Source organism: Specibacter sp. NPDC078692, assembly GCF_040686835.1.
Classification (GTDB): domain Bacteria; phylum Actinomycetota; class Actinomycetes; order Actinomycetales; family Micrococcaceae; genus Specibacter.
In genome coordinates this window covers 107,018-133,025 of the sequence record NZ_JBFBLV010000007.1, presented here as the reverse complement: position 1 = coordinate 133,025, position 26,008 = coordinate 107,018, and the positions used below count along the sequence as shown (strand labels likewise).

Annotated in this window: 19 protein-coding genes; 13 read left to right on the top strand and 6 right to left on the bottom strand. The window is 60.3% G+C overall.

Annotation, left to right across the window (positions count from 1 at the left end; translation table 11 throughout):
* Positions 1-10: 10 nt before the first annotated feature.
* Complete coding sequence (locus tag AB0O97_RS07510) at positions 11-685, bottom strand: DUF4129 domain-containing protein (RefSeq protein ID WP_363881414.1); 675 nt, start codon at positions 683-685, stop codon at positions 11-13.
* A gap of 15 nt (positions 686-700) precedes the next feature.
* Positions 701-2,245, bottom strand: a complete 1,545-nt coding sequence (locus tag AB0O97_RS07505) for a hypothetical protein (RefSeq protein ID WP_363881412.1) — start codon at positions 2,243-2,245, stop codon at positions 701-703.
* A 248-nt stretch (positions 2,246-2,493) separates the two neighbouring features.
* On the opposite strand from AB0O97_RS07505, the gene mtrA reads away from it, so the two are divergent.
* The 7 genes from mtrA to secA all read left to right on the top strand — a co-directional run bounded on the left by mtrA (position 2,494) and on the right by secA (position 13,018).
* Positions 2,494-3,168 (top strand): MtrAB system response regulator MtrA, encoded by a 675-nt coding sequence (gene mtrA, locus AB0O97_RS07500; protein WP_062286912.1) that lies wholly within the window; start codon positions 2,494-2,496, stop codon positions 3,166-3,168.
* A 34-nt stretch (positions 3,169-3,202) separates the two neighbouring features.
* Positions 3,203-5,212, top strand: a complete 2,010-nt coding sequence (gene mtrB, locus AB0O97_RS07495; protein ID WP_363881410.1) for an MtrAB system histidine kinase MtrB — start codon at positions 3,203-3,205, stop codon at positions 5,210-5,212.
* Positions 5,212-6,993: an LpqB family beta-propeller domain-containing protein gene (locus tag AB0O97_RS07490; RefSeq protein ID WP_363881408.1), complete on the top strand. Its 1,782-nt coding sequence runs from the start codon at positions 5,212-5,214 to the stop codon at positions 6,991-6,993. Before mtrB ends, AB0O97_RS07490 begins: the two co-directional genes overlap by 1 nt.
* A 162-nt stretch (positions 6,994-7,155) precedes the next feature.
* A complete protein-coding gene (locus AB0O97_RS07485; RefSeq protein WP_363881406.1) occupies positions 7,156-8,049 on the top strand; it encodes a ComF family protein in 894 nt (297 codons plus the stop codon).
* 128 nt (positions 8,050-8,177) lie between these two features.
* The gene (raiA, locus tag AB0O97_RS07480) at positions 8,178-8,873 is read left to right on the top strand and encodes a ribosome-associated translation inhibitor RaiA (protein ID WP_363881404.1); all 696 of its coding nucleotides are present in this window, start codon (positions 8,178-8,180) and stop codon (positions 8,871-8,873) included.
* A gap of 49 nt (positions 8,874-8,922) precedes the next feature.
* Positions 8,923-10,149, top strand: a complete 1,227-nt coding sequence (locus tag AB0O97_RS07475) for a crosslink repair DNA glycosylase YcaQ family protein (RefSeq protein WP_363881402.1) — start codon at positions 8,923-8,925, stop codon at positions 10,147-10,149.
* Between the two features lie 76 nt (positions 10,150-10,225).
* The gene (gene secA / locus AB0O97_RS07470; protein ID WP_363881400.1) at positions 10,226-13,018 is read left to right on the top strand and encodes a preprotein translocase subunit SecA; all 2,793 of its coding nucleotides are present in this window, start codon (positions 10,226-10,228) and stop codon (positions 13,016-13,018) included.
* 151 nt (positions 13,019-13,169) lie between these two features.
* Here secA and AB0O97_RS07465 read toward each other — a convergent pair whose 3' ends face one another.
* A complete protein-coding gene (locus tag AB0O97_RS07465) occupies positions 13,170-13,826 on the bottom strand; it encodes an Rv3235 family protein (RefSeq protein WP_363881398.1) in 657 nt (218 codons plus the stop codon).
* A gap of 91 nt (positions 13,827-13,917) precedes the next feature.
* A complete protein-coding gene (locus tag AB0O97_RS07460; RefSeq protein WP_363881396.1) occupies positions 13,918-14,706 on the bottom strand; it encodes a LysM domain-containing protein in 789 nt (262 codons plus the stop codon).
* Positions 14,707-14,880: 174 nt separating this feature from the next.
* Here AB0O97_RS07460 and AB0O97_RS07455 point away from each other — a divergent pair, with 174 nt between their 5' ends.
* Entirely contained in the window at positions 14,881-15,456 is a 576-nt protein-coding gene (locus AB0O97_RS07455; RefSeq protein WP_363881394.1) for a hypothetical protein, read from the top strand.
* A 59-nt stretch (positions 15,457-15,515) separates the two neighbouring features.
* Here the strand turns inward: AB0O97_RS07455 and AB0O97_RS07450 are convergent, their stop codons facing one another.
* On the bottom strand, positions 15,516-15,734 hold the full coding sequence (locus tag AB0O97_RS07450) for a helix-turn-helix domain-containing protein (protein ID WP_363838304.1): 219 nt from the start codon (positions 15,732-15,734) through the stop codon (positions 15,516-15,518).
* Between the two features lie 196 nt (positions 15,735-15,930).
* Here AB0O97_RS07450 and AB0O97_RS07445 point away from each other — a divergent pair, with 196 nt between their 5' ends.
* The 4 genes from AB0O97_RS07445 (at position 15,931) to AB0O97_RS07430 (ending at position 24,731) form a co-directional block, all read left to right on the top strand.
* Positions 15,931-16,572, top strand: a complete 642-nt coding sequence (locus AB0O97_RS07445; protein ID WP_363881392.1) for an SAF domain-containing protein — start codon at positions 15,931-15,933, stop codon at positions 16,570-16,572.
* A gap of 29 nt (positions 16,573-16,601) precedes the next feature.
* Entirely contained in the window at positions 16,602-18,194 is a 1,593-nt protein-coding gene (locus AB0O97_RS07440) for a chromosome partitioning protein (protein ID WP_363881390.1), read from the top strand.
* A gap of 68 nt (positions 18,195-18,262) precedes the next feature.
* Positions 18,263-23,134 carry an NAD-glutamate dehydrogenase gene (locus AB0O97_RS07435; protein WP_363881388.1) on the top strand — a complete coding sequence of 1,624 codons (4,872 nt, stop codon included), beginning with the start codon at positions 18,263-18,265 and terminating at the stop codon, positions 23,132-23,134.
* A gap of 118 nt (positions 23,135-23,252) precedes the next feature.
* Complete coding sequence (locus AB0O97_RS07430) at positions 23,253-24,731, top strand: histidine kinase N-terminal domain-containing protein (protein ID WP_363881386.1); 1,479 nt, start codon at positions 23,253-23,255, stop codon at positions 24,729-24,731.
* A gap of 241 nt (positions 24,732-24,972) precedes the next feature.
* On the opposite strand, the gene AB0O97_RS07425 is transcribed toward AB0O97_RS07430, so the two are convergent.
* The gene (locus tag AB0O97_RS07425) at positions 24,973-25,221 is read right to left on the bottom strand and encodes a WhiB family transcriptional regulator (RefSeq protein WP_038469266.1); all 249 of its coding nucleotides are present in this window, start codon (positions 25,219-25,221) and stop codon (positions 24,973-24,975) included.
* Between the two features lie 233 nt (positions 25,222-25,454).
* On the opposite strand from AB0O97_RS07425, the gene AB0O97_RS07420 reads away from it, so the two are divergent.
* Complete coding sequence (locus AB0O97_RS07420; protein ID WP_363881384.1) at positions 25,455-25,964, top strand: hypothetical protein; 510 nt, start codon at positions 25,455-25,457, stop codon at positions 25,962-25,964.
* The last annotated feature ends 44 nt before the right edge of the window (positions 25,965-26,008 follow it).

Here is a 26,008-nt window from a genome sequence, read left to right as displayed (position 1 = left end):
GTAGGCATGGTCACAGGGACACCGCCGTGAAATCATCGGCATACACCGGTGAGCTTCGTACCACGGCCGTGTCCGTGGCTACCAGCTCTTCGTACATGGACTGGGTGGGCGGGACTTTTCCGTAGCGGACAGCGTTGAAAAGCTCCGCCGCGTGGCGGATATCGGAACTGGCGCTGGGGAAAGCCAGCTCCAGTTCCCTGGCAATTTCCACGGCTGTGCGCCCGAGTGTCCTGGCGGTGACATCGCGCTCTTCACCGGCCCGGGCCAGTGCCCGGAACTGTTCGTTGATAGCGGTGTGCCAGTCGCCGGCCTGTGCGGCAGCCTTGGCAAGTTTGCGGTGCTGTTCGGCCGACAACGTCATATCAGGGGCAAAAACCGCTTTGTCTACGGCCCTTCTGCGGTTCAGCCGCGGCCTGACGATCAAGATGATGACCACTATGGCAACCACCACCAGCCCAATGACAACGCCTAGCCCAATGTTTCCATCTGCCGATCCCATGTTTCCCAAGAGCTCCGACAGGGCCCGGCCCAACAGGTCCAAGATCTGCCGCGCCAGGCCGGGCTTGGCATCTTGATAGGCCTGCTTGGCCAGTTCTTCAGCCGCCCAACGGCGCGCCTCATCGGCCCCCGGGACAACGGGGACCTCGAGGTAGCGCAGGGCGGGCAACACCAGTGAAGAGACCATGGGGCAAGGCTGCTATCAGTAGGCGCTGGGAGGTTGCGGGCTGCCCGGCGTATAGGGGCCCGGCACCAAGTCTGCGCGCGCAGAGGAGCCGGGGATCCCGCCGTCGTCCTTGCCGCTTTCGGACTCCTTGAGCAAGGTGAGGTCGAAACCGTCGCGGCGCATCCGCAAGTCAACATAGATCAAGGACATGACGCCGGTCTGGAACGCGAGGGTGATAGCACCCACCAATGCGCCGATGGCACTTGAAATGATTTGAGCGATGATGGTTTGGGTGAGCGCCTGTTCAGGGGTGGACTCGATGCTCATCATGCCCATGATCATGCCCACGATGAAGCTCACAGGTGTAGTGATCACCCCGGTAATAACAGCGGCGATGATCGCGGCCAGCAGGTACGTTCCAAACGTCCGCCACCAATTGCGCTTGGTGAGTTGCCAAGAACGTTTGATGGCTGCAAAAGCGCCAATGTTTTCCACCACTATCGACGCCGGAGCCACGAGCAGTTTGGTGCCGATCCAGAGGCCTACGGCCAGGAACGGCAGGCTCAGCAGCAGGGACAGGCCAACGCCTGCCAGTGCCGCTGAATCCGAGTCCATGGAGCCCAGACTCAGGACCAGTAATACGACCACAGCAATGTACACAAAGATCGCGATCAGGGCGGCCACGGCATACAGCACCGCGAGTAGGAGCAGGCTGCCAATGCGTGGTTTCGTCAGTTGCCACATTTGGCCAAAAGTGGTTTTGCGGTTGAGTACGGACCGCACCACGGGAACCACTAGGGCGCCTTGTAGGACCATTTGTAGCAGTGTGGAGATGAAAACCGTCACCACAATGGCAACGGTGAATCCGAGGATGCTGCCAAGGAAGGCGTCGGTATCGGTGGCGTTGTTGCCATCGATGAGCATGGTGCCGTCCAGGAGCCCGACCATGAACTGGCCCAAGGTCAAAAACATGACCAGAAGAGTGGCGGCCACCGTGATCAGTTGGAAGATCAGAGCGGAGCCGAACATGGCCTTGCCGTTGCGTCGGGCGGCTTGGAAAGCGCCGTCGAGGATTTCACCCAGACCTAGGGGCCGCAACGGGATGACGCCAGGCTTCGGAGGTGCCATGTAGTTGTTGTAGCCGGTCTGGGGCTGGCCTGGATACTGCGGCTGACCGGGGTACTGAGGGGCCTGCTGCTGTCCGTACTGACCCCACTGAGGTTGCTGCGGCTGCTGCGGTTGCTGAGGCTGCTGAGCATACTGACCCCACTGGGGTTGCTGAGGCTGAGCCGGCTGGGCCGGAGGTTGCTGGCCGTATTGACCCCACTGAGGTTGCTGGCCGTATTGACCCCACTGCGGCTGAGTCGGTTGCTGGGGTTGAGCTGGCTGTTGGGGAGGCAATGGCGGTTGACCTTGCCAACCCTGCGCCTGCCAGTCCGGCTGGCCCTGCTGCTGACTTGACACCGCCTGTCCCTGCTGCTCGCCGTGACCCGGCTGACCCTGCGGCTGCTCGCCGTGGCCCGGCTGCCCCTGCTGCTCGCCGTGAGCCGGCTGATTCGGGTCCTGTGGTTCCTGCGTCATGATGCTCCCTGAAAGTTCCCCCGTGAAAAACGTGTACGGCAGCAACAACGGCCAGATACCCCGCAACGGAAGCCACAAAGTAGCGTCAAAATCCGCGGCGGACCTATGCTGTTGCTGCGTCCATCATCAAACCCTATCGGGAAGATGCACCTTTTCCCTGTGAACAAGCCGGGCATTGCGGAAACTATTGGGAGCGCCTGTGGAGCGTCGATAGGGACATTGTGCGGGTTATAGGCAAATATAGAGGTATGAAGGCACGTATTTTAGTTGTTGACGATGACGAAGCACTGGCCGAGATGATTGGTATTGTGCTGCGCAATGACGGGTTTGACCCGGTATTCTGTGCGGACGGCGCCAAAGCCTTGGAGACATTCCAGTCCAGCAAGCCCGATCTGGTCCTGCTGGATTTGATGCTGCCCGGAATTGACGGCATTGAAATCTGCCGCCTGATCCGTGCTGAATCCGATGTACCCATTGTGATGCTGACAGCCAAGTCCGACACCTCTGATGTGGTGCGCGGGCTGGAATCCGGAGCCGACGATTACGTGGCCAAGCCGTTCAAGCCCGCCGAGCTGGTGGCCCGGGTCCGTGCCCGCCTGCGTCCCGGTGACGTCAAGGCCCCCGAAACTCTTGTCATTGGCGAGATCAGCATTGACGTCGCTGGCCATGCCGTTCGCCGCGCCGGTGAGCGCATTTCGCTGACCCCGTTGGAGTTCGATCTCCTGGTGGCGCTGGCCCGCAAACCCTGGCAGGTCTTCTCCCGCGAGCTGTTGCTGGAGCAGGTGTGGGGCTACCGCCACGCCGCCGACACCCGCCTGGTCAACGTCCACGTCCAGCGTCTGCGCTCCAAGATTGAACGTGATCCCGAGGCCCCGGAAGTGGTTCTCACGGTTCGCGGCGTCGGCTACAAGGCCGGGCAGTAAGCGCTGATTATCATGTGCGGCGGGTGAGCCCAGAATGAGTGCAGATCAAGACCAGCACGACAGCGGACACGCACCTTCGGCGGCCACTCCGGCTGCCGCTGTGCATACTGGAGAAGCTGTGCCCACCACAGATGATGTGGTCACCCCAGATGAGGTGACCACCCCAGGCGTTAGGGATACTGCGGGCGATCTCGACGAATCAGAGACTGGTTTTTGGCGCACTCTCCTCGCCCAGTTCGCCAGCATATTCTTTGCTGTTGGTAGGGCTACGGCTCGGCTGTTCGCTTGGATTCGGGCTTCGTGGATGCGCCGCTGGCGCACCTCCTTGCAGTTCCGCACCGTTGTCACCACCTTGCTGATTGCCTCCATAGCAGTGGTAGGTGTTGGTGGCTACCTAGCAGGACAGATTTCCAACGGGCTATTCAAGGAACGGTTGGCCCAGGCTCAACAGGATTCGGCTCGTGGCGCTACCCAAGTGCAGGAGAGCTTTTCTAACGCCAGCTTGAGCGATCAGCCGCGCATGTCTACCTTTGTGGGGGACACCCTGCGCCTGCTGGAACTCGGCGGCGCCGATGACACCCGCAAGTACCTGATGGTCAAGATCCCTGGCCAGAACAGCCGGTTGGCTGTGAGCTCCTCGGACTCCGGCGGTGTCACCACAGCCATCATTCCGGACGAGCTGCGTCAAGCAGTTCAAGCAGATCCCGATAGCCAGTTTTGGCAGTCCATCGCACTGCCCACCGGCGAATCCGGATTCAGCCCTGCCGTAGTGGTGGGCAGCCAAGTGGAGCTGCTGCGAACCAACTACGAGCTCTACATGATCTATGACTTGAACACCGCCCAAGTGACGCTGAACTACATCCAGTCAGTGTTGTGGGTGGCTGGCGGAATCTTGCTCGTGCTCATTGGCGCCATTGCCTGGTATGTCACCCGGACAGTGGTCAAGCCTGTCAGTGAAGCCGCTGCCGTCTCGGAAAAGTTGGCGGCCGGCGAACTCGAAGAACGCATGGAAGTCAGCGGTGAGGATGAGATGGCCAGATTGGCCACGTCCTTTAACAAGATGGCCACTTCGTTGCAGGACCAGATCACGGCGCTGGGCACGCTCTCGGAGATGCAACAGCGATTCGTTTCGGACGTCTCCCATGAACTCCGCACACCTCTGACGACTGTGCGGATGGCCGCCGAGGTCCTCTACGATGCCCGCGAAAACTTTGACCCCATCAACAAGCGGTCCTCGGAGCTGCTCTTTCACCAGGTTGAACGCTTCGAGCTTTTGCTCGCGGATCTCTTGGAAATCTCCCGCTTTGACGCGGGTGTGGCAGATCTTGACGCGGAACAGTTGGATATCTTCTCCGTCATCCATTCGGTGATTGACGGGGCCATGCCCGTGGCCGAGGCGAACAAGGCCGAGCTTTCGGTGGTGACCCGGCTGCGCAACCACAAGTGCATTGTGGAGATGGACTCGCGCCGGGTGGATAGGATTCTTCGTAACCTGGTGCTCAACGCCCTTGAGCACAGCGAAGGAAACCCAGTAAAGATTTACGTCTCGGCAGATGAGAGTGCCGTGGCGGTTGCTGTGCGTGACTATGGCATCGGCATGTCTCCCGACGCCGTCGGCCACGTCTTTGACAGGTTTTGGCGGGCCGATTCTGCTCGTGCCCGGACCACCGGTGGCAGCGGCCTGGGCCTTTCGATCGCTATGGAAGATGCCCGGCTGCACGATGGCTGGCTGGATGCTTGGGGAATCCCGGGAGAAGGATCTTGCTTCCGGTTGACCCTGCCCCGCAAGCGCGGAATAGTTCTGACTCATTCCCCGGTTCCGCTCCCTCCCGACGGCGGACAGGCCAGCAGTGCCAGCACCTTGAACACCGGACCAGTGATGACCCACACCGGATCGATAGGGGTAGTCGGTGCGCTGGGCCGCATGAAACCCGTCACCGAAATGGCTAAGAGTGCTGAACACAATAGTGACAATGGTGTGGATAAGCGCGGCCCTGAGGGCGACGATCCGGGCATGAACAGCTCTGAGAAGGTGAACCACTGATGAACCGCATGGAACAGCTGAACCGGCAGCTTCTTACCCAACGTTCAATCCAGCACCGTCCTGGCACACGCGCACAGCGGAACCGGGCCATGACGCTGTGGGCGATGGTCGTCGTCGTTCTTCTGGTGGCCACCGGGTGCTCCGCCATTCCGATGCACGGTTCTGTAGGAAAAAGTGATCCGCTGGCTCCGCGGAACAACTCCGTCAACGTCAGCTTGCAACAGTTTTCGCCCGTGGACGGGGCTGCGCCCGAGAGCATCATTCGCGGATTTATCGATTCTGGAACAGGTATTTCGGACGATTTTCAAGTTGCCCGGCAGTATCTCACCCCGGCGCTGGCTCAATCCTGGGCACCGGACAAACGCACCTTGGTGTATCAGGACACGTTCGCCGTGGCACCAGCTGCGCAAAGCGGCGTCTTTGACCTGACCCTTAACGCAGTCTCCTCCGTGGACGCCACGGGTGTGCTAACCCCTGCCAAGGCCGAATCCACGGAGATGCTGAGCATGAAGTTGGTCCAAGTGGATGGGCAGTGGCGGATCTCTGAAGTGCCCGACGGCGTGGTCATCGCGGAGGCGAACTTCCAGACGCTGTATGCGCCGGTATCACTGTTCTTCTACGACCCCACCTTTACCTACGGGGTCCCTGATGTCAGGTGGTTGGCCGGGCGGACCTCGCGTACAGCCACCTCCATTGTCAAGGCGATTTTGCAGGGACCGGCGCCGTATCTGCAAGGTGCCGTGGTTAGCGCCTTTCCTAGCGGGATGGCCCTTGACCGCGACTCAGTGCCCGTCAATAACGGTCAGGCCAAGGTTGGTTTGACGGCCCAGCAGTTGCTGGCAACGAGCATTGAGCAGCGCCAACAAATGAACGCGCAGCTACTGACAACGTTCCAGAAGAGCCTAAACACCATCACTGAGGTCCAGTTTTTGGCCGACGACAGGTCCGTAGACATGGGCGGCACCGGCGACGACGTCAGTCATATGATCGTTGACAACCCCGTTCCGCCTACTCAGATTGCGCTCGCTCAGGGCGATCTGGTCACCTTCGATGGGACCAAAATTGGTCCCATCCCAGGTGTCTCGCCGGTGGCCAATCTGGAGCCGTCGGCTCCCGCGATTTCCTATTCGGGGAAGAACTTCGCCTTCCTGTCAGGCGTGGGTAACCAGATTTTTACTGTCCAAGCCAATGAGGCGCCGCTGCTGACCCTGGCGGGAGTTGCGCTCACGCCGCCCTCCTTTGCCCCTAATGGCTGGCTGTGGTCGGCTGCCGGGGATGGCTCTGGGCTGGTGATGGCCATTGACCCGGACGACGGCGGCAAGCTGGGGACACCTGTCCTGCTGACTGTTCCGTGGCTGGTCGGGCAGCAAGTACACACCTTCCGGGTGTCCCGTGACGGGACAAGAGCCTTGGTGATTTCAGAGGCCAACGGGGTGAGTAAGGTCAGCATCACAGGAATTTTCAAAACAGGGGAGCTGCCCAAGGAGCTCACCGCACCCATCCGGCTGCTCCATTCTGGAACGCCGAGCCTTGGTGTGTGGGCTGGCGATTCCAGCGTGGCGGTCATGAACCCGTCAGCCACAGAACCGGTGGTCATTGAGGTCCTGGACCTCGCCGTCCCTGCAGTGCAGATGGATGAGCTCAAGGGGGTGCAGTGGCTGAGCGCTGGATCGGGAGTACGGAACGTGCACGCCCAAACTGCTTCTGAGTTCTACACCAACGCGGGTAACTACTGGGAAGTCGACGCCAAGGAACTTCAACAGGCGTCATTCGCTGGATAGCAAGAGGATTGGTGGGCTGGCTAGATTGAGGGCTGGATAGCTGGCGATCTGGATGGTCTGCGGTTCGTGGTTGCGTCCTCCACAGCCTGAGTAGTCGTTGCCCTGTCCACAAACACCGTCCGAGGCCAGCGCGCTGCTCGGGTGTGGGCCCATGCTGGGGGCATGGATGCAACAGCTCACCGGCACAGAGGCCCTGCCCGCACGCTGTGGCTGAGGATTTGGTTGTGGTGCGAGGCGGCGTGGCGAGACTTCCTCTACTTGGTGCTGCCTGCCGACTGCGTGGTGTGTGGGGCCGAAGACCAATCGTTGTGCCCCGAATGCGCTGCTGTCCTGCGCAAACAAACAGCAGCGCCGTTCCGGGCCGAACACAGTGCCGATGCGTTGATGAGCGTTGCCGGCCATCCGCTGTTGCGCGTTGTCGCGTCGGGGGAGTACCGGGACGCCCTGTCACAATCCATTCTGGCGTTCAAAAACCATGGCCGAACGGAATTGGGTCCGCAGTTATCCCGCTGTCTGGCACGAGCGCTGGACACTACGGCAGCGCCACCCCCAGCAACCCCACGGGCCAGTATGCCCACTGTTCTTTTAGTTCCCATTCCCAGCACCGGCAGCGGTTGGCGGCGCCGCGGCTACGACCCCGTGGCCCTGCTCCTGAGGACTCTGGTGAGGGAAGGGCGTCTACCCTTCGGTATGGAGGTGGTGCCCTTGCTGCGGATCAAAACCAGGCTGCCGTGGCACCGCCGGCACCAGAAGGGATTGGGCCGAGCAGCCCGAAGGCGAAATATCCGTAACACTATGAAAATCAAACAAAAATTTGTGCGCAGTTTTCGGCTGAAAGCGAAGCCATCCGGCCAAAATGTTATCGAAGTTGTCTTGGCTGATGACGTCCTGACTACCGGTTCCACTCTCCGCGAAGCGGCCAAAACACTGGAATTATCAGGGTTTCGAGTCCGGGCCGCGGTGGTGCTGGCAGCGGCTCGAGCCCCGTCCGGGACCTCAGCCGATGGTCACGAAGAAGGACGCGCGGAAAACAATTTGTGTCCAAAAGATGAATAAAGCCATGCAGTGAACTAACGTGAGTAAACGGGTACCTCTTTCGAGGGGAAACCGCCCGTCGGCGGTCTGGAGACAGCACCAAATATGCTAGCCGGCCGCCGTGTCACCGAAGATATTTGGAGGGCACCATGGAGTTCATGATCACCGGTCGCAACTTGAGTGTTTCGGACCGATTCCGCGAATACGCAGGCGAAAAGCTCACGAAGATCGAACAGCTGGCCACCAAGGTCCAGAGGGTCGATGTGAAGGTTTCCAAGGAGAGCAAGGCCCGCACAGCAGAGACCCCACTCACAGTTGAGTTGACGGTTCTGGGTCGTGGTCCGGTCATCCGCGCGGAAGCTGCCGCATCGGACAAGTTCGCTGCTTTTGATCTGGCCTACGGGAAACTGCTCGAGCGTCTCCGACGTGCCAAGGACAAGAAAAAAGTCCACCACGGTCGTCACGCTCCTGTTGCAGTGAACGAAGCCACCGGGTCATTGCCTCCCGTCAGCAGCTCTGAGCCGATCTATGCCCAGAGCGCACCGGAGGTTGTTGAGGAGAAGTCGCCCTACGACATCGAGAATGACATCCCCGCCGGCGATTCACCTGTGCTGATCCGGCGCAAGGTTTTCCCGGCCACGGCACTGTCCCTGGACGACGCCGTTGACAACATGGAGATGGTGGGACACGACTTCTACCTCTTCATCGATTCCGCAACCGGCATCCCCTCGGTTGTTTACCGTCGCAAGGGATGGACCTACGGAGTTATCTCATTGGATGACAATGCCGATATGGTCGAAGAAATTTCTGCTTACCGTTCGCCGGATGAGCCGGTCCGCGTCTAAACCAGACCGGATTGTCAACGTCCCGCACTGAGTCCAAGGAGCTGTGTCGATGAGTGCAAGCCTGAGCCTTTCTCAGGCCCGGCGCATCGCACTTAAAGCTCAAGGACTTGCAACCGTCCGGCCCACCCAACCCGTCACAGCGCGGATGGTGGGCCGGACTTTTGCCCAAATACAGCTTGTGCAGATCGACTCCGTTAACGTCCTCTCACGCAGCCACTACCTACCGTTCTTTTCCAGGCTGGGCCCCTATCCTCAGTCCGTCGTTGACGGACTGGCCGGGACGGCGCCCCGCAAGCTCATGGAGTATTGGGCTCATGAGGCCAGTTTTATTCGCCCCTCACATTTTCATGACCTTCGGCAATTCCAGCACCGGCGCTGGGCAGGCTCGGGCGATATGGATCCAGCCGTACGCGATGCGCTCGAAGAGAGCATTATTTCCGTGTTGACGCGCAGCAGAGCACTGACTGCCCGGGAAATTGGGGAACGAATTGGCCACCAAGAAGTCACCGACCGCAGCCACTGGGGATGGAACTGGAACGCCGTCAAACGCACTGTGGAGGGACTTTTTGAGCGTGGGGTAGTCGGGGCGGCCTCACGCAATGATCAGTTCGAACGCCGCTACGCCTTGATTGAAAAGGTCTTGCCACCCACTGAGCGCGGAATCTTGGCGCCGGGGGAGAAGATGCCGGAAGTCGATAAGAATGCAGCCTTACTCCGGCTGATCTCCGCGGCGGCCAGTGCTCACGGTATCGGCACCCTCAGATGCTTTGCCGACTACTTCAGACTTCCGGCCAAGGCAGTGGCTCAGGGGATCGGACGGCTAGTGGATTCCGGGGAACTGGAACCGGTGACGGTGAATGGTTGGTCGGAACAAACATATTTGCACGCCAGCGCCACCGTCCCACGCGCGGCGGTAGCCAGCGCGCTGCTGAGTCCCTTCGATTCGCTGGTCTTTGAACGCCGACGGCTCGAAAGGCTTTTCAATTTCCACTACCGGCTGGAGATCTACACGCCTGAGCCGCGCCGAAAATATGGATATTACGTGTTGCCGTTTCTGCTAGGCGAGAACATTGTAGCTAGGGTTGATTTGAAAGCCGACAGGCAAGCCGGCGTTCTGCGAGTGCGCGGCGCCTATGCTGAAGCCGAAGCGCCCAAGGATACCGCACTACATTTGGCAACTGAGCTGGAAGCTATGGCGAAATGGCTAGGGCTGGGGACCGTCGTCGTACATGAGAATGGGGACCTCTCAGGGAAACTGCAGGCCGTACTGCCATAATTGGCGGTGGGCTGTGCGTCTTCTCACGTAGACTGAACACGCCACTTTTAGGCAGCAATAGATTGGGAGCAATTTCGTGCCATCACTTCTTGAGCGAGTTCTTCGCACAGGCGATCGCAAGACGCTTAAACGACTCAATGTCCTCGCAGACGCCATTGATTCGCTGGAGGATTCATTCCAGACTTTCACCGATGCTGAGCTGCGCGAGGAAACAGACAAGCTCAAGCTCCGCCACGAAGATGGCGAATCGCTCGATGATCTGCTGCCGGAAGCCTTCGCCGCAGTGCGCGAAGCCTCGTCACGCACACTGGGCCTGCGCCATTTCCGTGTCCAGCTCATGGGCGGTGCCGCCCTACACCTGGGCAACATTGCTGAAATGAAGACCGGTGAAGGTAAGACCCTGGTGGCTACGGCCCCCGCCTACCTGAACGCGCTCACCGGCAAGGGCGTGCACGTGGTCACGGTGAACGATTACTTGGCGCAGTACCAGTCGGACTTGATGGGCCGTGTCTTTAGGTTCTTGGGTCAGACTAGCGGTTGCATTGTGTCCAATCAGGACCCCTCGGTGCGACGTGCCCAGTACGCTGCCGACATCACCTACGGCACCAACAACGAGTTTGGTTTTGACTACCTGCGCGACAACATGGCGTGGAGCCAAGAAGAATTGGTCCAGCGCGGCCATAACTTCGCCATCGTCGATGAAGTTGACTCGATTCTCATCGATGAGGCTCGTACGCCGTTGATTATTTCCGGTCCGGCCTCAGGCGACGCCAACCGCTGGTACGGCGAGTTCGCCAAGGTAGTTCAGCGTCTGAAGATTGAGGACGATTACGAGGTTGACGAGAAGAAGCGCACCGTCGGTGTTCTCGAAGATGGCATTGAAAAAGTCGAGGACTACCTCGGCATCAGCAACCTGTACGAGTCCGCCAACACGCCCCTGATCGGGTTCCTCAACAACGCCATCAAGGCCAAGGAACTCTTCAAGCGCGACAAGGACTACGTCATTATGGACGGCGAAGTCCTGATCGTTGATGAGCACACCGGCCGTATCCTTGCCGGCCGCCGCTACAACGAAGGCATGCACCAGGCCATTGAAGCCAAAGAAGGTGTGGAGATCAAGGCTGAGAACCAGACCTTGGCCACTGTGACCTTGCAGAACTACTTCCGTCTGTACGAGAAGCTCTCCGGCATGACCGGTACTGCCGAGACCGAAGCGTCCGAGTTCATGGGCACCTATTCGCTGGGTGTCGTCCCGATTCCCACGAACAAGTCCATGAAGCGCGTGGACCAGGCTGACCTGGTCTACAAGAACGAGGTTGTAAAGTTCGACGCCGTGGTGGCCGACATTGTTGAACGCCACGAAACCGGTCAGCCTGTCCTAGTCGGTACCACCAGCGTTGAGAAGAGTGAGTACCTTTCTAAGAAATTGGCTGAGGCAGGCGTCAAGCACGAGGTCTTGAACGCTAAGAACCACGCCCGTGAAGCCGCGATCGTGGCCCAAGCCGGCCGCCGTGGCGCCGTCACCGTTGCCACCAACATGGCCGGTCGAGGCACTGACATCATGCTCGGCGGTAACGCAGAATTCAATGCTGTGGCTGAGTTGGCTGCGCGTGGACTCGACCCGGAAGAAAACGCCGAAGAGTACGAGGCGGCCTGGGACGAGGCGTTTGAGGAAGCCAAGCTGGCTGTCAAAGACGAGCACGAAGCTGTTTTGGAAGCTGGTGGCCTGTACGTTCTGGGTACCGAACGCCACGAATCACGCCGTATCGACAACCAGCTGCGAGGCCGTTCGGGCCGTCAGGGCGATCCCGGTGAGTCACGCTTCTACCTGTCACTGACCGATGACTTGATGCGCCTGTTCAACTCCGGTGCAGCCGAGCAGCTGATGTCACGATCCTCCATGCCTGATGATGTGGCGTTGGAATCCAAGCTTGTGTCCAAGGCTATTGCTTCTGCCCAGGGCCAGGTTGAAGGCCGCAACGCTGAGCAGCGCAAGAACGTTTTGAAGTACGACGACGTCCTGAACCGTCAGCGTGAAGCCATCTATGGTGACCGCCGCCGGATTCTTGAAGGTGGAGACCTGCACGAAAAGGTCCAGCACTTCTTGGAAGACACCGTCAACGAGATCATCGACGCTTCGCTGAGCTCCGGACAAGCCGGTGACTACGACTTCACCACTCTCTGGAGCAACCTGCGCACCATCTACCCGGTCACCGTCACGGTGGATGAAATTGCGCAGGAAGTGGGCGGCGAAGGCCGGATTACCGCTGAACAGCTCAAGACCGAGCTGCTCTCAGATGCCCGGGTTGCCTACCAGGAACGCGAAGCTGCTCTTGGCTCAGAAACCATGCGTGAGCTCGAACGCCGTGTTGTGCTTTCCGTAGTGGGCCGGAAATGGCAAGAACACCTCTACGAGATGGACTACCTCAAGGAAGGCATTGGTCTGCGGGCCATGGCCCAGCGCGACCCCCTCGTGGAGTACCAGCGCGAAGGCTACGAGATGTTCCAGTCGATGATGGCCTCCATCCGCGAGGAAAGCATCGGATTCCTGTTCAACTTGGAAGTTCAGGTTGAGAACGCTCCGGCTACGGCCGTGGGCGTGGTTGCCGACGCCCCTGCCAACCTCATGAAACGAGTCGAGGGCGGCGCCGCAGATGCAGATCACGACCATGCCCATGACCACGGCCATGCGGCCCCTCGCATCACCGCTCCGGGCCTAGAAGCTCCGGCACGCCCGGCTCAACTGCAGTTCACGGCTCCGGATGCTCAAGGTGTTGCTGAAACCCATGTTGAGCGACGTAGCACCGGCGGGCTTCCGCCATCGGCCAAGCGTCCGGCCACGAAGAATAAGAAGAAGAAAAAGCGCTGATTCATCTTTGGATCCACGCTGATTCGATTTTATGAGAATGCCGCCGTCTGGCGGAATGGTTGCAGAGAATTCTGCGACCGTTCCGGCAGGCGGCGGTTTTTTCTGGCCATCCAATTCCTCCCCAGCCACGGCACTCCTTGACCAGGTCTAGTCAACCGATACGCAGTGCCGTGACCTTCCACATGCCCTTGGATAGTTCTAGGCGCATGGCGATGGCGCGGAATCTGGTTCTGTCGGCAACCACCACGGCAGTCTCAAAGATGCCAGGCTCTACGGCGAAGCAGTGAACCGAGTGGACCCGTGGCTGTCTGTGCAGAAGGCGGACGTTGTCAGGGTGCACCTCGCGGCTGCGGTGGCGGTCCTGTTCCCGGCAGGCTTGGGCATAGAGACGTGCCCGGGTTGTCAGGGCGCTCAAGCAGCGGACATCGAGCCAGCGTGCAAGTTGCTGCACCGAGCGGACCCCGTTGATGATTTCCAAGGCACTTTGGGCAACCTTGCAGGACATATTGCTGACCACTGCGCGTTCTGCCGCCTCCGGGTCCAGGCTCGCCACCGTGCCAGTGTTGTCCGCAGTGCCAGTCTTGTCAGCCGCGCCACTCTTGCCGGGCCGGCCCGCCGTATTTCCCGTGGGTTTGCCTGGCGTGGCTGCATCCCGAGCGTTCGTTCGGAGCCGGTCTCCACGGGTGCCCTGAGGAAAGAGTTTCACCAGATTGTCGGGCGCTGCGGTGATGCCGTTGGTGGCGGCAACTGCTTTGACTGCAAGCAAGGTGGCGGGTGCGGTCGTTTCAGAGATGGCTGCTGTACTCACGGTGTGCTCCTTTGCACTATGTTGGTGCCGGCCGTGCTGGGGGGTTAGCTGCCGGCAGCTTTTCTACCCTGATTGTTCGTTGGATAGGGAATCAGTAATTGCCCGGCGCATGTAAAACTTGGCCCGGAAGAATGAGGTTCGGATCGGCACCGATGGTGGTGCGGTTGGTGCTGTACCACTGTGGCCAGGCGAGGGCGACATCCACGTCGCTGGAGTATGGGCCCAAGGCCTCGGCCACAATCCCCCAGAGTGTGTCACCACTTTTGACGACAACGTCGCCAGTCTCGGGGTCAAAGGACTCGGCAGTTCCAGACTCGGGGTCGCCCTGATCGGTTCGAGGAGGTTGGCGGATCAACAGATCGGGTTCAGTCTCTGGGGCGTTGGGCACCCACTTGGGGTCCACTGGAGGCGCTGGCGCCAGCAGATCCTGCGCGGCGGCGCTGGCGGCAGCTGTGGTTCCACTGGGTGTGACCGGAGCTGTGGCGACGGTCTGTGCCTGCCAGAGCGGATCTACCCCGGGGCCTTGTGCTGCTCCTGCTAGTGGTGCCGTGAGTAGGTTGATGCCCACCACTGCGGCGACTACTCGGCGCATGAAAGCCGGTGATAGTCCGGCGGTGACGGCTGAGAGGCGGTGGGCTCCGAGCTGGTGCGCAACGGCGGATAGGCAGGCGCAGAAGAGAGCGAAGCACCACCAGCACAGCAGTGCAATGCCGATGCCTGCCCCGGCTACGCCCAGCAGTTCGGGCAGGTCAAGCATCAACGCCTGAGACCTTCCGCTCCAATGCAGCCGAAGCAAGGAAAAACCACTGAAGATCAATGCTGATCCCAGGAAAACGATCGCGGCTGTCATAGCCACATCGGCCCGTGTTTGTGATTTCACGAGAACTCTCCTTTGAGTACTTCTGACCGTATTTGATATTTTTAGACATCGTTTAACATCGAATGACGTTGTTCAACTCATTTTGAACCCTAAATGCTTCGCTGTCCAGAGTCTGCGCAGAGCTTGTGGATGGTCGGGGTTGACTGCCCTGCGGGCTACGCCTAGCGTGTCCGCATGCGGTGGGAACTTCTTTTCGGTGACATGGAAGCGCAGTGGCACGCCTCGACGCAGCAGGATTTCGAGCAGTACGTCAATGAACTGGCCCGCATTGAAGCATCCCAATTGACTCTTACAGAGGCGCTGCGGGGAGCCTGTGGACAGCAACTTTCCGTGGTTATGTGTACAGGTTCGGCCATCCACGGTGAGCTTCTGAGGGTGGAAGGGACCTGGGCGCTGCTGCGGGAGGGGAACAACTCGGTCATCGTGCCGCTGGCAAAAATTGTGCGGATTCACGGCTTAGGGCTGGCTCGTCGAGAGTCCGCCAGCACGTTGAACTATTCGCTAGCAGCTGCCTTGCGGCTGTTGGCAAGGAACAGGTCGGTGGTGGTCCTGGAGCTCGACGCCGCAGCTCAGGCGGGCTCCAGCGCGGTGCGCATTAGGGGAGTTCTGGACCAGGTGGGAGCGGACTATATTCAGCTCATGCAATTGGCCGACGGAGTGGGGCGGGACTCTGGAAACCGGCAAGGCTCCGTGGTGGTTCCGATCGGACGGCTGGTATCCATTGCCTCTTCACCGGAGAATGAATTCTGAATCAGGCCAGCTAGCGCGCCGACCACCCGTCCGAAAGCGCGCAGTCAGCTAGCGTACAGTCAGCTAGCGCTAGCGGGGTTTTCGGCGGCCAGCATGGCCCGGGCTGCCGCGTGCCGATCGTCAATAAACTGTTCAAACTTCGCTTCGTCCACCCGCCATTGCCCCCGGCCACCAATTTGGAAGGCCGGCAGTTCACCGCTGTGCACCAGCGCGTAGCAGGCGGCGGCTGAGATCTGCAGTTGTTCGGCCACATCGGCCAACGTCAAGAATCTAGGCATACCTTCATTATCCCCCCGTTAGGTCCCTTTAGCGAGGTTGGACCACGTTATCCACAGTGTCGTTAGCGCCGGAGTTCTCCACAGATTTGGTCGTTTTCTCAAAGACCCCTTTCAACCTTGGTCAATCAACGGTACAAATGAAAGACGGCAGCGCGGCTCGCACAGCTGCTGGCACGGTCCTGAAGGGGGCGGAGCTATGGCGATGGAGACGTCGGGACCGGCGCCACGGTTGAGCAAGCCGTCGTGGAAGGACCCACGGCTGCTCATTGGCATTTTGCTGGTACTGGCATCGGTGGCCGGGGTGGTTGCCTTGGTGGGCAACGCCGACAGCACAGTCCCCATGTATGCGGCCAAAGATGCGCTCGTGGTGGGCCAGAAGATCACCGCGGAGTCCTTCACCGTGGTGCAGGTCCAGCTCGGAGACGTGGATGGAAAGTATCTTGATCCCACCGATGAATTGGATGTAAATGCCGTCGCTGTTCGCATGGTCCCCAAGGGCGAGCTCGTCTCCCGCACTAGCATTGGCCGGATCGACGCACTGGATCGCAAACCGGCCCCGATCACTATTACTGAGCCGCTCCCCAAAGAAGTGGTGGTGGGCGCCTATGTCGATGTCTGGGTGGCGCTGCCGGATGATCGTAATGGTTTTGTTGAGCCAGTCCTGATGCTGCCCGGAGCCGAAGTAGCTTCCCTGAGTGCGGCGTCCGGGACCTTGGGTGCCAGCAAGAATATGGCGCTCATGGTGCTGGTGACTGACGCCCAGATGCCCAAGTTCCTCGGTGCCGTGGCCAACAAAGCCAAGGTCTCGGTGGTGTGGAATCCCGGGGCAGCCCAATGAGCTCAGCGGCGGGCGGCCCCACTAGTCCTGTGAATCCAGTGACGGTGGTTGCCGTGGGAGACACCCCGTCCGGCGTGATTGCGGAACTGGCCAAGAGGACCGGCACTTTACGGATTGTGCGCCGTTGCCCAGAGCTTGCCGAACTGCTGGCCGCTTGTCAGAACGGGCTGGCTCAGGCAGCCGTAGTGGCTGGCGGCGCCGATGAATTGAGCGCCACTTTGGTGGATCGGTTGGCTGCTGTCGGCGTCAGTGTCGTGGCCATTGCCGCTACGGAGACCGAAGCGCAGCGTCTGCGAGGCTTGGGAGCGGTCCCTGTGTCGGAGCAGGCTACGCCGGAGCTGCTGAGCCAGGTTGTTGTGTCCGCAGTGCAGTCCCGCAGGTGGCTGGATGCCGCCGGATACGCTGTGCCCACTGTGCCCGATGGCCGTGTCGCATCCGGTGGAAACTTCCGCCAAGACCCGTACGACGACGTGTCCCCGACTGCCGCAAGCTCCGGCGGCTCCGAGCAGGGTGCCGCTCCGGACGGCACCAGCGGTCCGACCGCTGGAGTTGACGGTCAGTCGGATGACATCCAAGACAGGCCGCCGCGCAGCAGACCCGAGCTGGCAGCGGCGGGTGCCCCTGCAAGTTTGTGGGCTCGGACCCGGCAGCGTTTTCATCACCAAGCTAAGGCAGCGGAGGGCCAGAAACCAGCAGCCAAAGCAGCCAGAGCAGCTAGGGAACCCTCGCAAGCAAAATCCCCGGCGCCCATAACTGACAAAGATGCACTCCCTGGCAGCAGCACACTGGTGGCAGTATGGGGTCCCATCGGATCACCCGGACGTACTACCGTGGCCATCAATCTGGCGGCGGAACAGGCCGCGACCGGCATGAGTGTGATGGTGATTGACGCCGATAGCTACGGTGCCAGCATTGCTGCTGCATTGGGGTTGCTGGAAGAGTCGGCGTCGTTCGCACAGGCTTGCCGGGCCGCCGATCAGGGGTCTTTGTCGGCGGCCCAATTCGCGGCCATCACCACGAAGGTGGTGTTTTCGGGCGGATCCTTCTCGCTGCTGACAGGTCTGACCAGGGCCGACCGCTGGCCGGAGCTGCGGGCGGCGGCCGTAGCCAGGGTGCTACAGCGGGCGCGGGAATCGGCCCAGCTGGTGGTGGTCGATTGTGGCTTCTCACTCGAGAACGATGAAGAGCTCAGCTACGACACCATCGCCCCGAGACGCAATGCAGCAACGCTGGCCGTACTAGCCGAGGCCGACATTATTTATGCGGTGGGCAGTGGGGACCCGGTGGGTATTCCGCGGCTGATCCGCGGCATGAATGAACTCCAGGAGGCCTTTCCGGTCACCCGGGTAGAAGTGGTGGTGAACAAAGTGCGCCGCAAAGCCGCGGGCCGGGCTCCGGAGAAGGCTTTGGCTCAGGCGTGGGAACGGTTTGGGCCGTCCCTGCCCATCCGTCACTTCCTGCCGTGGGACCCGGACTTATGTGACCGTGCGCTATTGGAAGGGCGGCTCCTCTTGGAGATCGCCCCGGACGCACCGCTGCGCAAGGCCATCCGCGAGATCGATTGTGCAGCTGTCCAACAGAAGCCACAAGTTGCTGTAGCAAGCGCCACAGCAGAGCTCTAAAATCGGGGATAGGCTCAGTTCAGGACTGCAAAGAAGCGGTCTTATCTCTTTGACGGAGGCGCTAATACATGTCATCGCACACATTCACTCACGATCCCGTGCAGGAGCAACCACGGTTCGGCGGGCAGTCATTCTTTGATGACTACTTTGTGCAACTGTCGGTCGAGGACGCAGATCTCTACGGTCCTGCTGTGCTCAAAGCCCGGGCCCTGCTCCACCAGCAGGTGGCGGCTATTCGAACCCCCGGACAGTCCACTGTGGACATCCGCGATGAACGCGACGCCAGCGTGGTGTACATCGTTTCCGATGACATGCCGTTTTTGGTTGACTCCGTCAGCGCTGAACTTGTGCGCCAAAAACTGGCCATCCACTTGGTGACACACCCCGTATTTGTGATCTCCCGGGATAAGAAAACCCACACGCTGACCGCCGTCACCAAGGTCCCCTCCCACGCAGGCATCGCCAGCGGCGACACCTCCGCCATGCCCAACATCGCCCACCTGCTCGGCGACGGGGACAACACCTCCTTCCTTGAGTCGTGGATCGCCATTGAAATCCCCAAGATCGACGACGACGCCAAGTTGGCGCTCTACGCCGGCCTTGCCAAGGTACTCGGCAACGTGCGCGCCGCCGTGGAAGACTGGTCCGCCATGCGCGAGAAGGCGCTGAGCCGGGCAGAAATTCTGGCCACCGTGTTGGCCGGCGAAGATTTAGTGGACCTGCGTGAAGCAGAGGACCTGCTGCACTGGATGGAAGCGGACAACTTCACCTTCCTGGGCTACCGCGAATACGATCTTGAAAAGCGTGACGGTGAGGACGTGCTGGTCAACCGTGAAGGCAGCGGCTTGGGCCTGTTGCGGGACGGTTCCAGCCACCCCACCGTGCAACATCTGACCACCACCGGTCGGCGCAAAGCCCGCGAGAAGCGTGTTCTGGTCATCACCAAGGCCAACTCCCGCTCCACCGTTCACCGCGGTGCCTACCTCGATTACATTGGCGTCAAGTCCTTTGACTCTCAGGGCAACGTCAATGGCGAACAGCGCTTCATCGGGCTGTTCTCCTCCGCCGTTTACACCGGTTCTGTGCGCAATATCCCGGTGGTCCGGGAGAAGGTTGAAGCCGTACTGCGGCACTTTGGCTTCCCGCCGAATTCGCACTCGGGCAAGGACCTGTTTGCTGTCCTGGAGACCTACCCTCGCGATGAACTGTTCCAAATGGAAGTCTCAGATCTGATCGAGATCTCGGAAGGAATCCTGAGGCTGGCCGAACGCCGTCGGACACGGTTGTTCCTGCGCCCGGACATCTACGGCCGCTTCATGTCGGCGCTGATCTACATTCCGCGTGACCGCTACACCACCGCCGTGCGGCACCGCATCGAGCAAGAGCTCATGGACACCTTCAGCGGCGTGTCCATCGATTTTGAGGCGCGCATGAGCGAGTCCTCGCTGGCCCGTCTGTTCTTCCGCATCCGCCTGCCTAAGGCCTACATGGTCCCGGCCGATCTGCAGACCGCTGAGCTGGAGCAGCGGCTGGTACGGGCGGCCCGGTCATGGCCCGAAGGTGTTGCCCAGGTGCTGCGCGAATCCCAACCGCGGGACGTAGCGGAGCGGTTAGTGCCCAAGTGGTCCGACGCGTTCCCGAACAGTTACCGGGTTGATTTTGAGGTGGAGGATGCCCAGGCGGACATTGCCCGCTTTGAGGAATTTGACGCCGCTTACAAGGCTGTCATTGCGGCCGGGAAGGGCCCGGATCAGTGCGCTCCCGGCATGCACGTCTACCTGCCCGCCGGTATCGACGAGCTGGAAGAGGACGCTCGCGTCAAGCTGTACATGGCACACCCGCAAAGCCTGAGCAAGATCCTCCCGTACTTCCACAACCTGGGGCTGGAGGTGCTCGATGAACGGCCCTTCGAAATTGAAACCGCCGACAAACGTGACTTCTTCCTCTACGATCTGGGCCTGCGGTATCCCAAGGGTGTAAACCCATTGACGACGGCGGATCTACTCACCGAGGCGTTTGGTGCCGCAATTACGGGCCTGAGCGAGTCGGATAACTTTGACCAGCTGGTCCTGACCGAGGGCATGCACTCGCGCCAGATCGTCATTCTGCGCGCCTATGCCAAGTACATGCGCCAGATGGGTAACACCAACTCCTTTGGCTTCATTGCCAACACTCTCCTGCACAACGTTGCGGTGACGCGCGGCCTGGTGGAGCTGTTTGAGGCTCGTTTCGATCCCGCTGTTGATGAGCTGGCGCGTCCGGCCCTGCAGGAGGCGATCCACGCCAAGCTCAACGAAGCGCTGGAAAACGTGCCGACCCTGGACGCCGATAGGGTCCTGCGCACCTTCACCAACTTGGTTGATGCCACGCTGCGCACCAACCACTACCGGGAGCGTGAATACCTGAGCCTGAAGCTGGATCCGGGAGCCATCGCTGGCCTACCCGCACCGAAGCCCATGTTCGAGATCTGGGTATATTCCCCCCGCGTGGAAGGCACGCATCTGCGCTTTGGCAAGGTGGCCCGTGGCGGACTGCGCTGGTCCGATCGTCGTGAGGATTTCCGCACCGAGGTGCTGGGCCTGGTCAAGGCACAAACGGTCAAGAACGCCGTCATTGTGCCCACCGGCGCCAAGGGCGGCTTCTTCGCCAAACAGCTCCCCAACCCGGCCGTTGACCGCGGCGCCTGGATCGAGGAAGGCCGCGAAAGCTACAAGACCTTCATCCGGGGCCTGCTGGATGTCACCGACAACCTGGTGGCAACCCCCGACGGCGAGGTGGTGGTGCCGCCGGAGAACGTGGTCCGCCACGACGCCGACGACACCTACATGGTGGTCGCCGCCGACAAGGGCACCGCGTCCTTCTCCGACACGGCTAACGCCATCTCCGCCGAGTACGGCTTCTGGCTGGGCGACGCCTTCGCCTCGGGCGGCTCGGTGGGCTACGACCACAAGGCCATGGGCATCACCGCCCGCGGTGCGTGGGAGTCCGTCAAGCGGCACTTCAGCGAGTTCGGCGTGGACACCCAGACCCAAGAGTTCACAGCCGTGGGCGTGGGCGATATGTCCGGAGACGTGTTCGGCAACGGCATGCTGCGCACCCGCCACGTGCGCCTCGTGGCGGCCTTTGACCACCGCGACATCTTCCTTGACCCCACCCCTGACGCAGGGGCGGCCTTTGATGAGCGCCAGCGCCTGTACGATCTGCCGAGATCGTCCTGGCAGGACTACAACAAGGACCTCATCAGCGCCGGTGGCGGCGTGTTCTCACGCTCACTGAAATCCATCCCGATCTCCCCGGAAGTAGCCGTGGCGTTGGGTCTGCCCGCAGGAACCGTGAAGCTCAGCCCGCCAGAACTACTGCAGGCTGTGTTGTTGGCGCCCACCGATCTGCTCTACAACGGCGGCATCGGCACCTACATCAAGGCCAGCACCGAAACTAATGCCTCGGTAGGAGACAAAGCCAACGATCCCATTCGTGTCGACGGTGCTGATCTGCGCGTAAAGATCATCGGCGAGGGTGGAAACCTGGGCATGACCCAGCGTGGCCGGGTGGAGGCAGCCTTGCACGGGGTCATCTTGAACACGGACGCCATTGATAACTCGGCGGGTGTGGATTGCTCCGATCATGAAGTGAATATCAAGATCTTCGTGGATCGCATGGTGGTCGCCGGCAAGCTGGACCCGGCAGACCGCACAGGTTTCCTGATGTCCATGACGGATGAAATTGGGCAGTTGGTCCTCGAGGACAACATTGAGCAGAACATTCTGCTGCTCAATGATCGAACCAAGGTGGTTCAGTGGAGCCCCAGCTACGAACGGTTCATGAACTGGCTGGAAGAGCACGCCGACCTCGACCGTGAGCTTGAAGCGCTCCCCAGCAATGCGGAGCTGCAGGAACGGCTCGCCTCCGGGCAGGGGCTGACTTCCCCGGAACTTGCCGTGCTGCTGGCGTACGCCAAGATGGAGCTGGCCAAGGCCCTGAGCAGTAGCGACCTGGCGGATGACCCGTGGTTCAAGTCAACCCTGCGCAGCTACTTCCCTACAGAGTTGGCCCAACGCTTTGATGAGGAGCTGGATACGCACCCTCTGCGCCGGGAAATCATTGCCACGGTAGTGGCCAATGACATGGTGAACGTGGGCGGCATCACCTTTGCCTTCCGGGCCATGGAGGAATCCTCTGCCAGCGAAGTGGTGGTTGCCAAGGCTTTTGTGGCCCTGCACGAGATTTTTGATTTCAAGACCATGGCCACCATGCTGCGGGAGCTGCCGCCCAGCTTCCCCACGGAACAGTGGAGCACAGTGCACCTGGACATGCGCCGACTGCTGGACCGTGCGGTGCGCTGGCTGGTCAACGACGGGATCGGGCAGCAGAGCATTCAGGAAGTGGTGAACCGCTTCCAACCGGTGGTGAGCAGTTTGGCACCCCGCATGGGTGACTTCTTCCAAGGCGTTGACGTGGATCGTGTGGAGAATTGGTACAACCGTGCCACCTCCTTTGAGATGCCGGAGGCGTTGGGGCGCCGCTGGGCGGAGCTCTTTGAGACCTTCCCGCTGTTGGATGTGGCCAAGGTTAGCGAGGCTCTGGGTGAACCCCAGGACACCGTCGCCAGCGTTTACTACGCCATCTACAACCGCTACGGTGTGGATGCCTTGCTGGAACGCATCACTGCGCTGCCGCGTAATGATCGGTGGCAGGCTTTGGCCCGTGCCGCTCTGCGCGATGACCTCTACGCGACCACGGCTGATATGACGCGCAACGTCATGAGCAGCACCGAGCCTGAGGCCGCCACCATGGCTCGAATTGAGGCCTGGGAAGCGCAGAATGCGGAGCAGTTGGAGCGGGCCATTAGGATGTTTGCCGAGGTCAACGAGCTGGAAGAGGATGATATGGCTTCGTTGTCGGTAGCATTGAGGCTCTTGCGTTCAATTGTGCGGCGTTAGTCTGCCGCACCTCATCAGTGCATTGCGTCCCTTGTGGATGTAGCCGTACAGATGCATTAGTTAGTGCGGCGCCCGCTGTTCGCAGCGGGCGTCGCCACCCACGTTTAAAGGAGCCCGCATGGCAATCTTTGCCGACATGATCAGGGAGAATCCCGGGTTGGGCCCGGGCGACGCCGAATGGCTGCACCTTTTGGTGGGGGACTGGCAGATGATTGCCGATCTCTCCTTCGCCGACCTCGTTTTGTGGTTCCCGGCTAAAACGGGCGAGGGTCATGTGGCGCTGGCCCATGTGCGCCCTTCCACCTCCCACACCATGTTCCACGCAGACTTTGTGGGGGAGCGGATCCAACCCGAACTCGAGCCGCTGGTCCAGGCAGCGTGGAAGAGTCAAAATATTGAGCGTTCTCAGGAAACCAAAATTTGGAGTCCTGAAATGGCTATGCGGGTGGAGGCCATTCCCATGGTGCGCAACGGCCGAACTCTGGCTGTCATCACCTCGCACATGGATCTTTCCAGCTCACGGATGCCGTCCCGGCTGGAACTCACTTACCGGCAGTGCGCTTACGATCTTTTGAAGATGGGCACCCTAGGGCTGTGGCCCGATTTTGCTTCTCCCACCGGTTCCCGCCGTGGAGCCCCGCGTGTGGGAGATGGTTTGCTCCGCCTCGATGTGGATGGCATTGTGCAATATGCCAGCCCCAACGGTGTCTCGGCGTTCCGCCGCTTGGGCGATGGTGAGTCCCTCGAAGGCCGCTCACTTGCGGAAGTCACCACCGGGTTGCTCAAGGACCGGCGCATGGTGGATGAATCATTGCCGCTGGTGGTGACCGGGCGGATGCCCTGGCGCACTGAAATTGAATCCCGTGGCGTCAGCCTGTCGCTGCGGGCCATTCCCTTGCGTGATGGCTCAGAACGTTTTGGTGCCTTGGTGTTGTGCCGTGATGTCTCGGAGCTGCGCCGGAGGGAACAGGAGCTGGTGACCAAGGACGCTACCATCCGCGAGATCCACCACCGCGTAAAGAACAACCTGCAGACCGTGGCCGCGTTGCTGCGCATGCAATCCCGCCGGATGCACAGCGAGGAAGGCAAGCAGGGCTTGGAGCAGGCCATGCGTCGAGTAGCCACGATTGCTTTGGTGCATGAAACGCTGTCCCAAGGGCTGGCGCAAAACGTTGACTTCGACGAGCTGATTGACCGGCAGTTCCGGCTGTCCGCCGAGGTGGCCTCACCGGCGCAGCGGGTGCTGACCGAACGTGAAGGCGCTTTTGGAGAGTTGCCCAGCGATTTCGCGACCCCATTGGCGCTGGTAATTAACGAACTGGTGACCAATGCCGTTGAACACGGACTGCAGGAGCGTGGGGGCACTGTCTGGTTGATGGCCAACAGGTTTAAGAATGGTGCAGGGGATGACGCGCTGACCGTGAAAATTGCGGACGACGGCGTGGGGTTGCCTGAAGGGAACATCGCCGAGGGCTTGGGGCTGCAAATTGTGCGGACCCTTGTCACCAGTGAACTCGGCGGCACCATTGATTGGGCACCGCGCGAAGGCGGCGGCACGGTGGTGGAGCTACAGATGGCGCTGATCAGCAGGCATTGATTTGCCGGTCTTGGTTGAGACTGCAGCTGATGCGATTTGCGGGGTTGAGATTGCAGCTGAGGCGATAAAAATCGGGTAATTGTCGCATCTGCTGCAGTTTGAACTGGGATCGCGGCGCGGCCTGGCGGGTTTAGCGGCAGTAGGTCCAAACCCGGGGCTAGAACTCCGCTAATCCAAATCCGGAGTTAAAAAACTGACCCGCAGCAATCAAAAGATTGCTGCGGGTCAGTTGGAGCGATTACTAGCTGGCGCGACGGGCGCGAGCTGCGCGGCGCTTCATAGCGCGACGCTCGTCTTCACTCAGGCCACCCCAGACGCCTGCGTCCTGTCCGGATTCGATAGCCCACTTCAAGCAGGTGTCAATCACGGGGCAGCGACGGCAAACGCTTTTTGCTTCCTCGATCTGCAGCAAAGCCGGTCCGGTGTTTCCCACTGGGAAAAACAGCTCCGGGTCCTTGTCGAGGCAGGCTGCGCGACTACGCCAGTCCATGCTGATCAATCACTCCTTTTAGAATGGGAGGCTACTTGTGAAAAATTTCACGTTAGGCCACATAAGAAAGGGCCCTATCTGGGCCCCTTTAGGTCATTGACTTAAGACTGTCATGTTAACTCTGGGTAAACAAGGGGTTGAGGGGGAAATAGTAGCCTATAAGCGTGAGCGATGCGTCACAATGACTCAGGGTTTCGCGGCCACTTTACTGCTATCTCCGATAGGGTGCTGTTGTGCGCAACGATCCTCAAACCCCAGCTGACCTGCCCCTCCCAGAGGACCACGACCCGGTGGATTCAGCCCTAGATGGCAGTCCCAACAATGGCCCAGTAACCCGCCCGCTGGGAGTCTTTGTCGTCACCGTGGTGGTGGGACTGGAAGCGTTGGCGCTTGGAGTTCTGGGTGTTTGGTCAATCTTCTCCCTGCTGACACAGCCCAGCTATTCTTTGGCGAGCTCAATCTTTTTGACGGTGCTCCTTTTGGGGTTGGCCGCCGGCTTAGCAGCTGTGGCGATCAACGCTTTCAAGGGACTTCGCTGGACCCGGTCAGCCGCCTTTGTCTGGCAATTACTCATGGTGGCCATCGCCGTGCCAGCACTCTTGGAAGGCCAAGTGCTCCTGGGTTTGGTGCTTTTACTGCCGCCATTAGCTGTTGCCTACTTCTTGTTCACACCCAAAGTGGTGGAGTTCTCGCTGCGGACAACAGCCGAAGACTCCCAAGAAGGCGAAGGCAAAGTCCTCTAGCTTTCCTGGTCCTGTTCTCAACCTTGGACACAGGCACGCCAGGA

What these genes read in the sequence shown, in the direction of transcription:
- AB0O97_RS07510 (WP_363881414.1), bottom strand. Translation starts at nt 685, where the DNA reads ATGGTCTCTTCACTGGTGTTGCCCGCCCTGCGCTACCTCGAGGTCCCC.
- AB0O97_RS07505 (WP_363881412.1), bottom strand. Translation starts at nt 2,245, where the DNA reads ATGACGCAGGAACCACAGGACCCGAATCAGCCGGCTCACGGCGAGCAG.
- mtrA (WP_062286912.1), top strand. Translation starts at nt 2,494, where the DNA reads ATGAAGGCACGTATTTTAGTTGTTGACGATGACGAAGCACTGGCCGAG.
- mtrB (WP_363881410.1), top strand. Translation starts at nt 3,203, where the DNA reads ATGAGTGCAGATCAAGACCAGCACGACAGCGGACACGCACCTTCGGCG.
- AB0O97_RS07490 (WP_363881408.1), top strand. Translation starts at nt 5,212, where the DNA reads ATGAACCGCATGGAACAGCTGAACCGGCAGCTTCTTACCCAACGTTCA.
- AB0O97_RS07485 (WP_363881406.1), top strand. Translation starts at nt 7,156, where the DNA reads ATGGATGCAACAGCTCACCGGCACAGAGGCCCTGCCCGCACGCTGTGG.
- raiA (WP_363881404.1), top strand. Translation starts at nt 8,178, where the DNA reads ATGGAGTTCATGATCACCGGTCGCAACTTGAGTGTTTCGGACCGATTC.
- AB0O97_RS07475 (WP_363881402.1), top strand. Translation starts at nt 8,923, where the DNA reads ATGAGTGCAAGCCTGAGCCTTTCTCAGGCCCGGCGCATCGCACTTAAA.
- AB0O97_RS07455 (WP_363881394.1), top strand. Translation starts at nt 14,881, where the DNA reads ATGCGGTGGGAACTTCTTTTCGGTGACATGGAAGCGCAGTGGCACGCC.
- AB0O97_RS07450 (WP_363838304.1), bottom strand. Translation starts at nt 15,734, where the DNA reads ATGCCTAGATTCTTGACGTTGGCCGATGTGGCCGAACAACTGCAGATC.
- AB0O97_RS07445 (WP_363881392.1), top strand. Translation starts at nt 15,931, where the DNA reads ATGGCGATGGAGACGTCGGGACCGGCGCCACGGTTGAGCAAGCCGTCG.
- AB0O97_RS07435 (WP_363881388.1), top strand. Translation starts at nt 18,263, where the DNA reads ATGTCATCGCACACATTCACTCACGATCCCGTGCAGGAGCAACCACGG.
- AB0O97_RS07430 (WP_363881386.1), top strand. Translation starts at nt 23,253, where the DNA reads ATGGCAATCTTTGCCGACATGATCAGGGAGAATCCCGGGTTGGGCCCG.
- AB0O97_RS07425 (WP_038469266.1), bottom strand. Translation starts at nt 25,221, where the DNA reads ATGGACTGGCGTAGTCGCGCAGCCTGCCTCGACAAGGACCCGGAGCTG.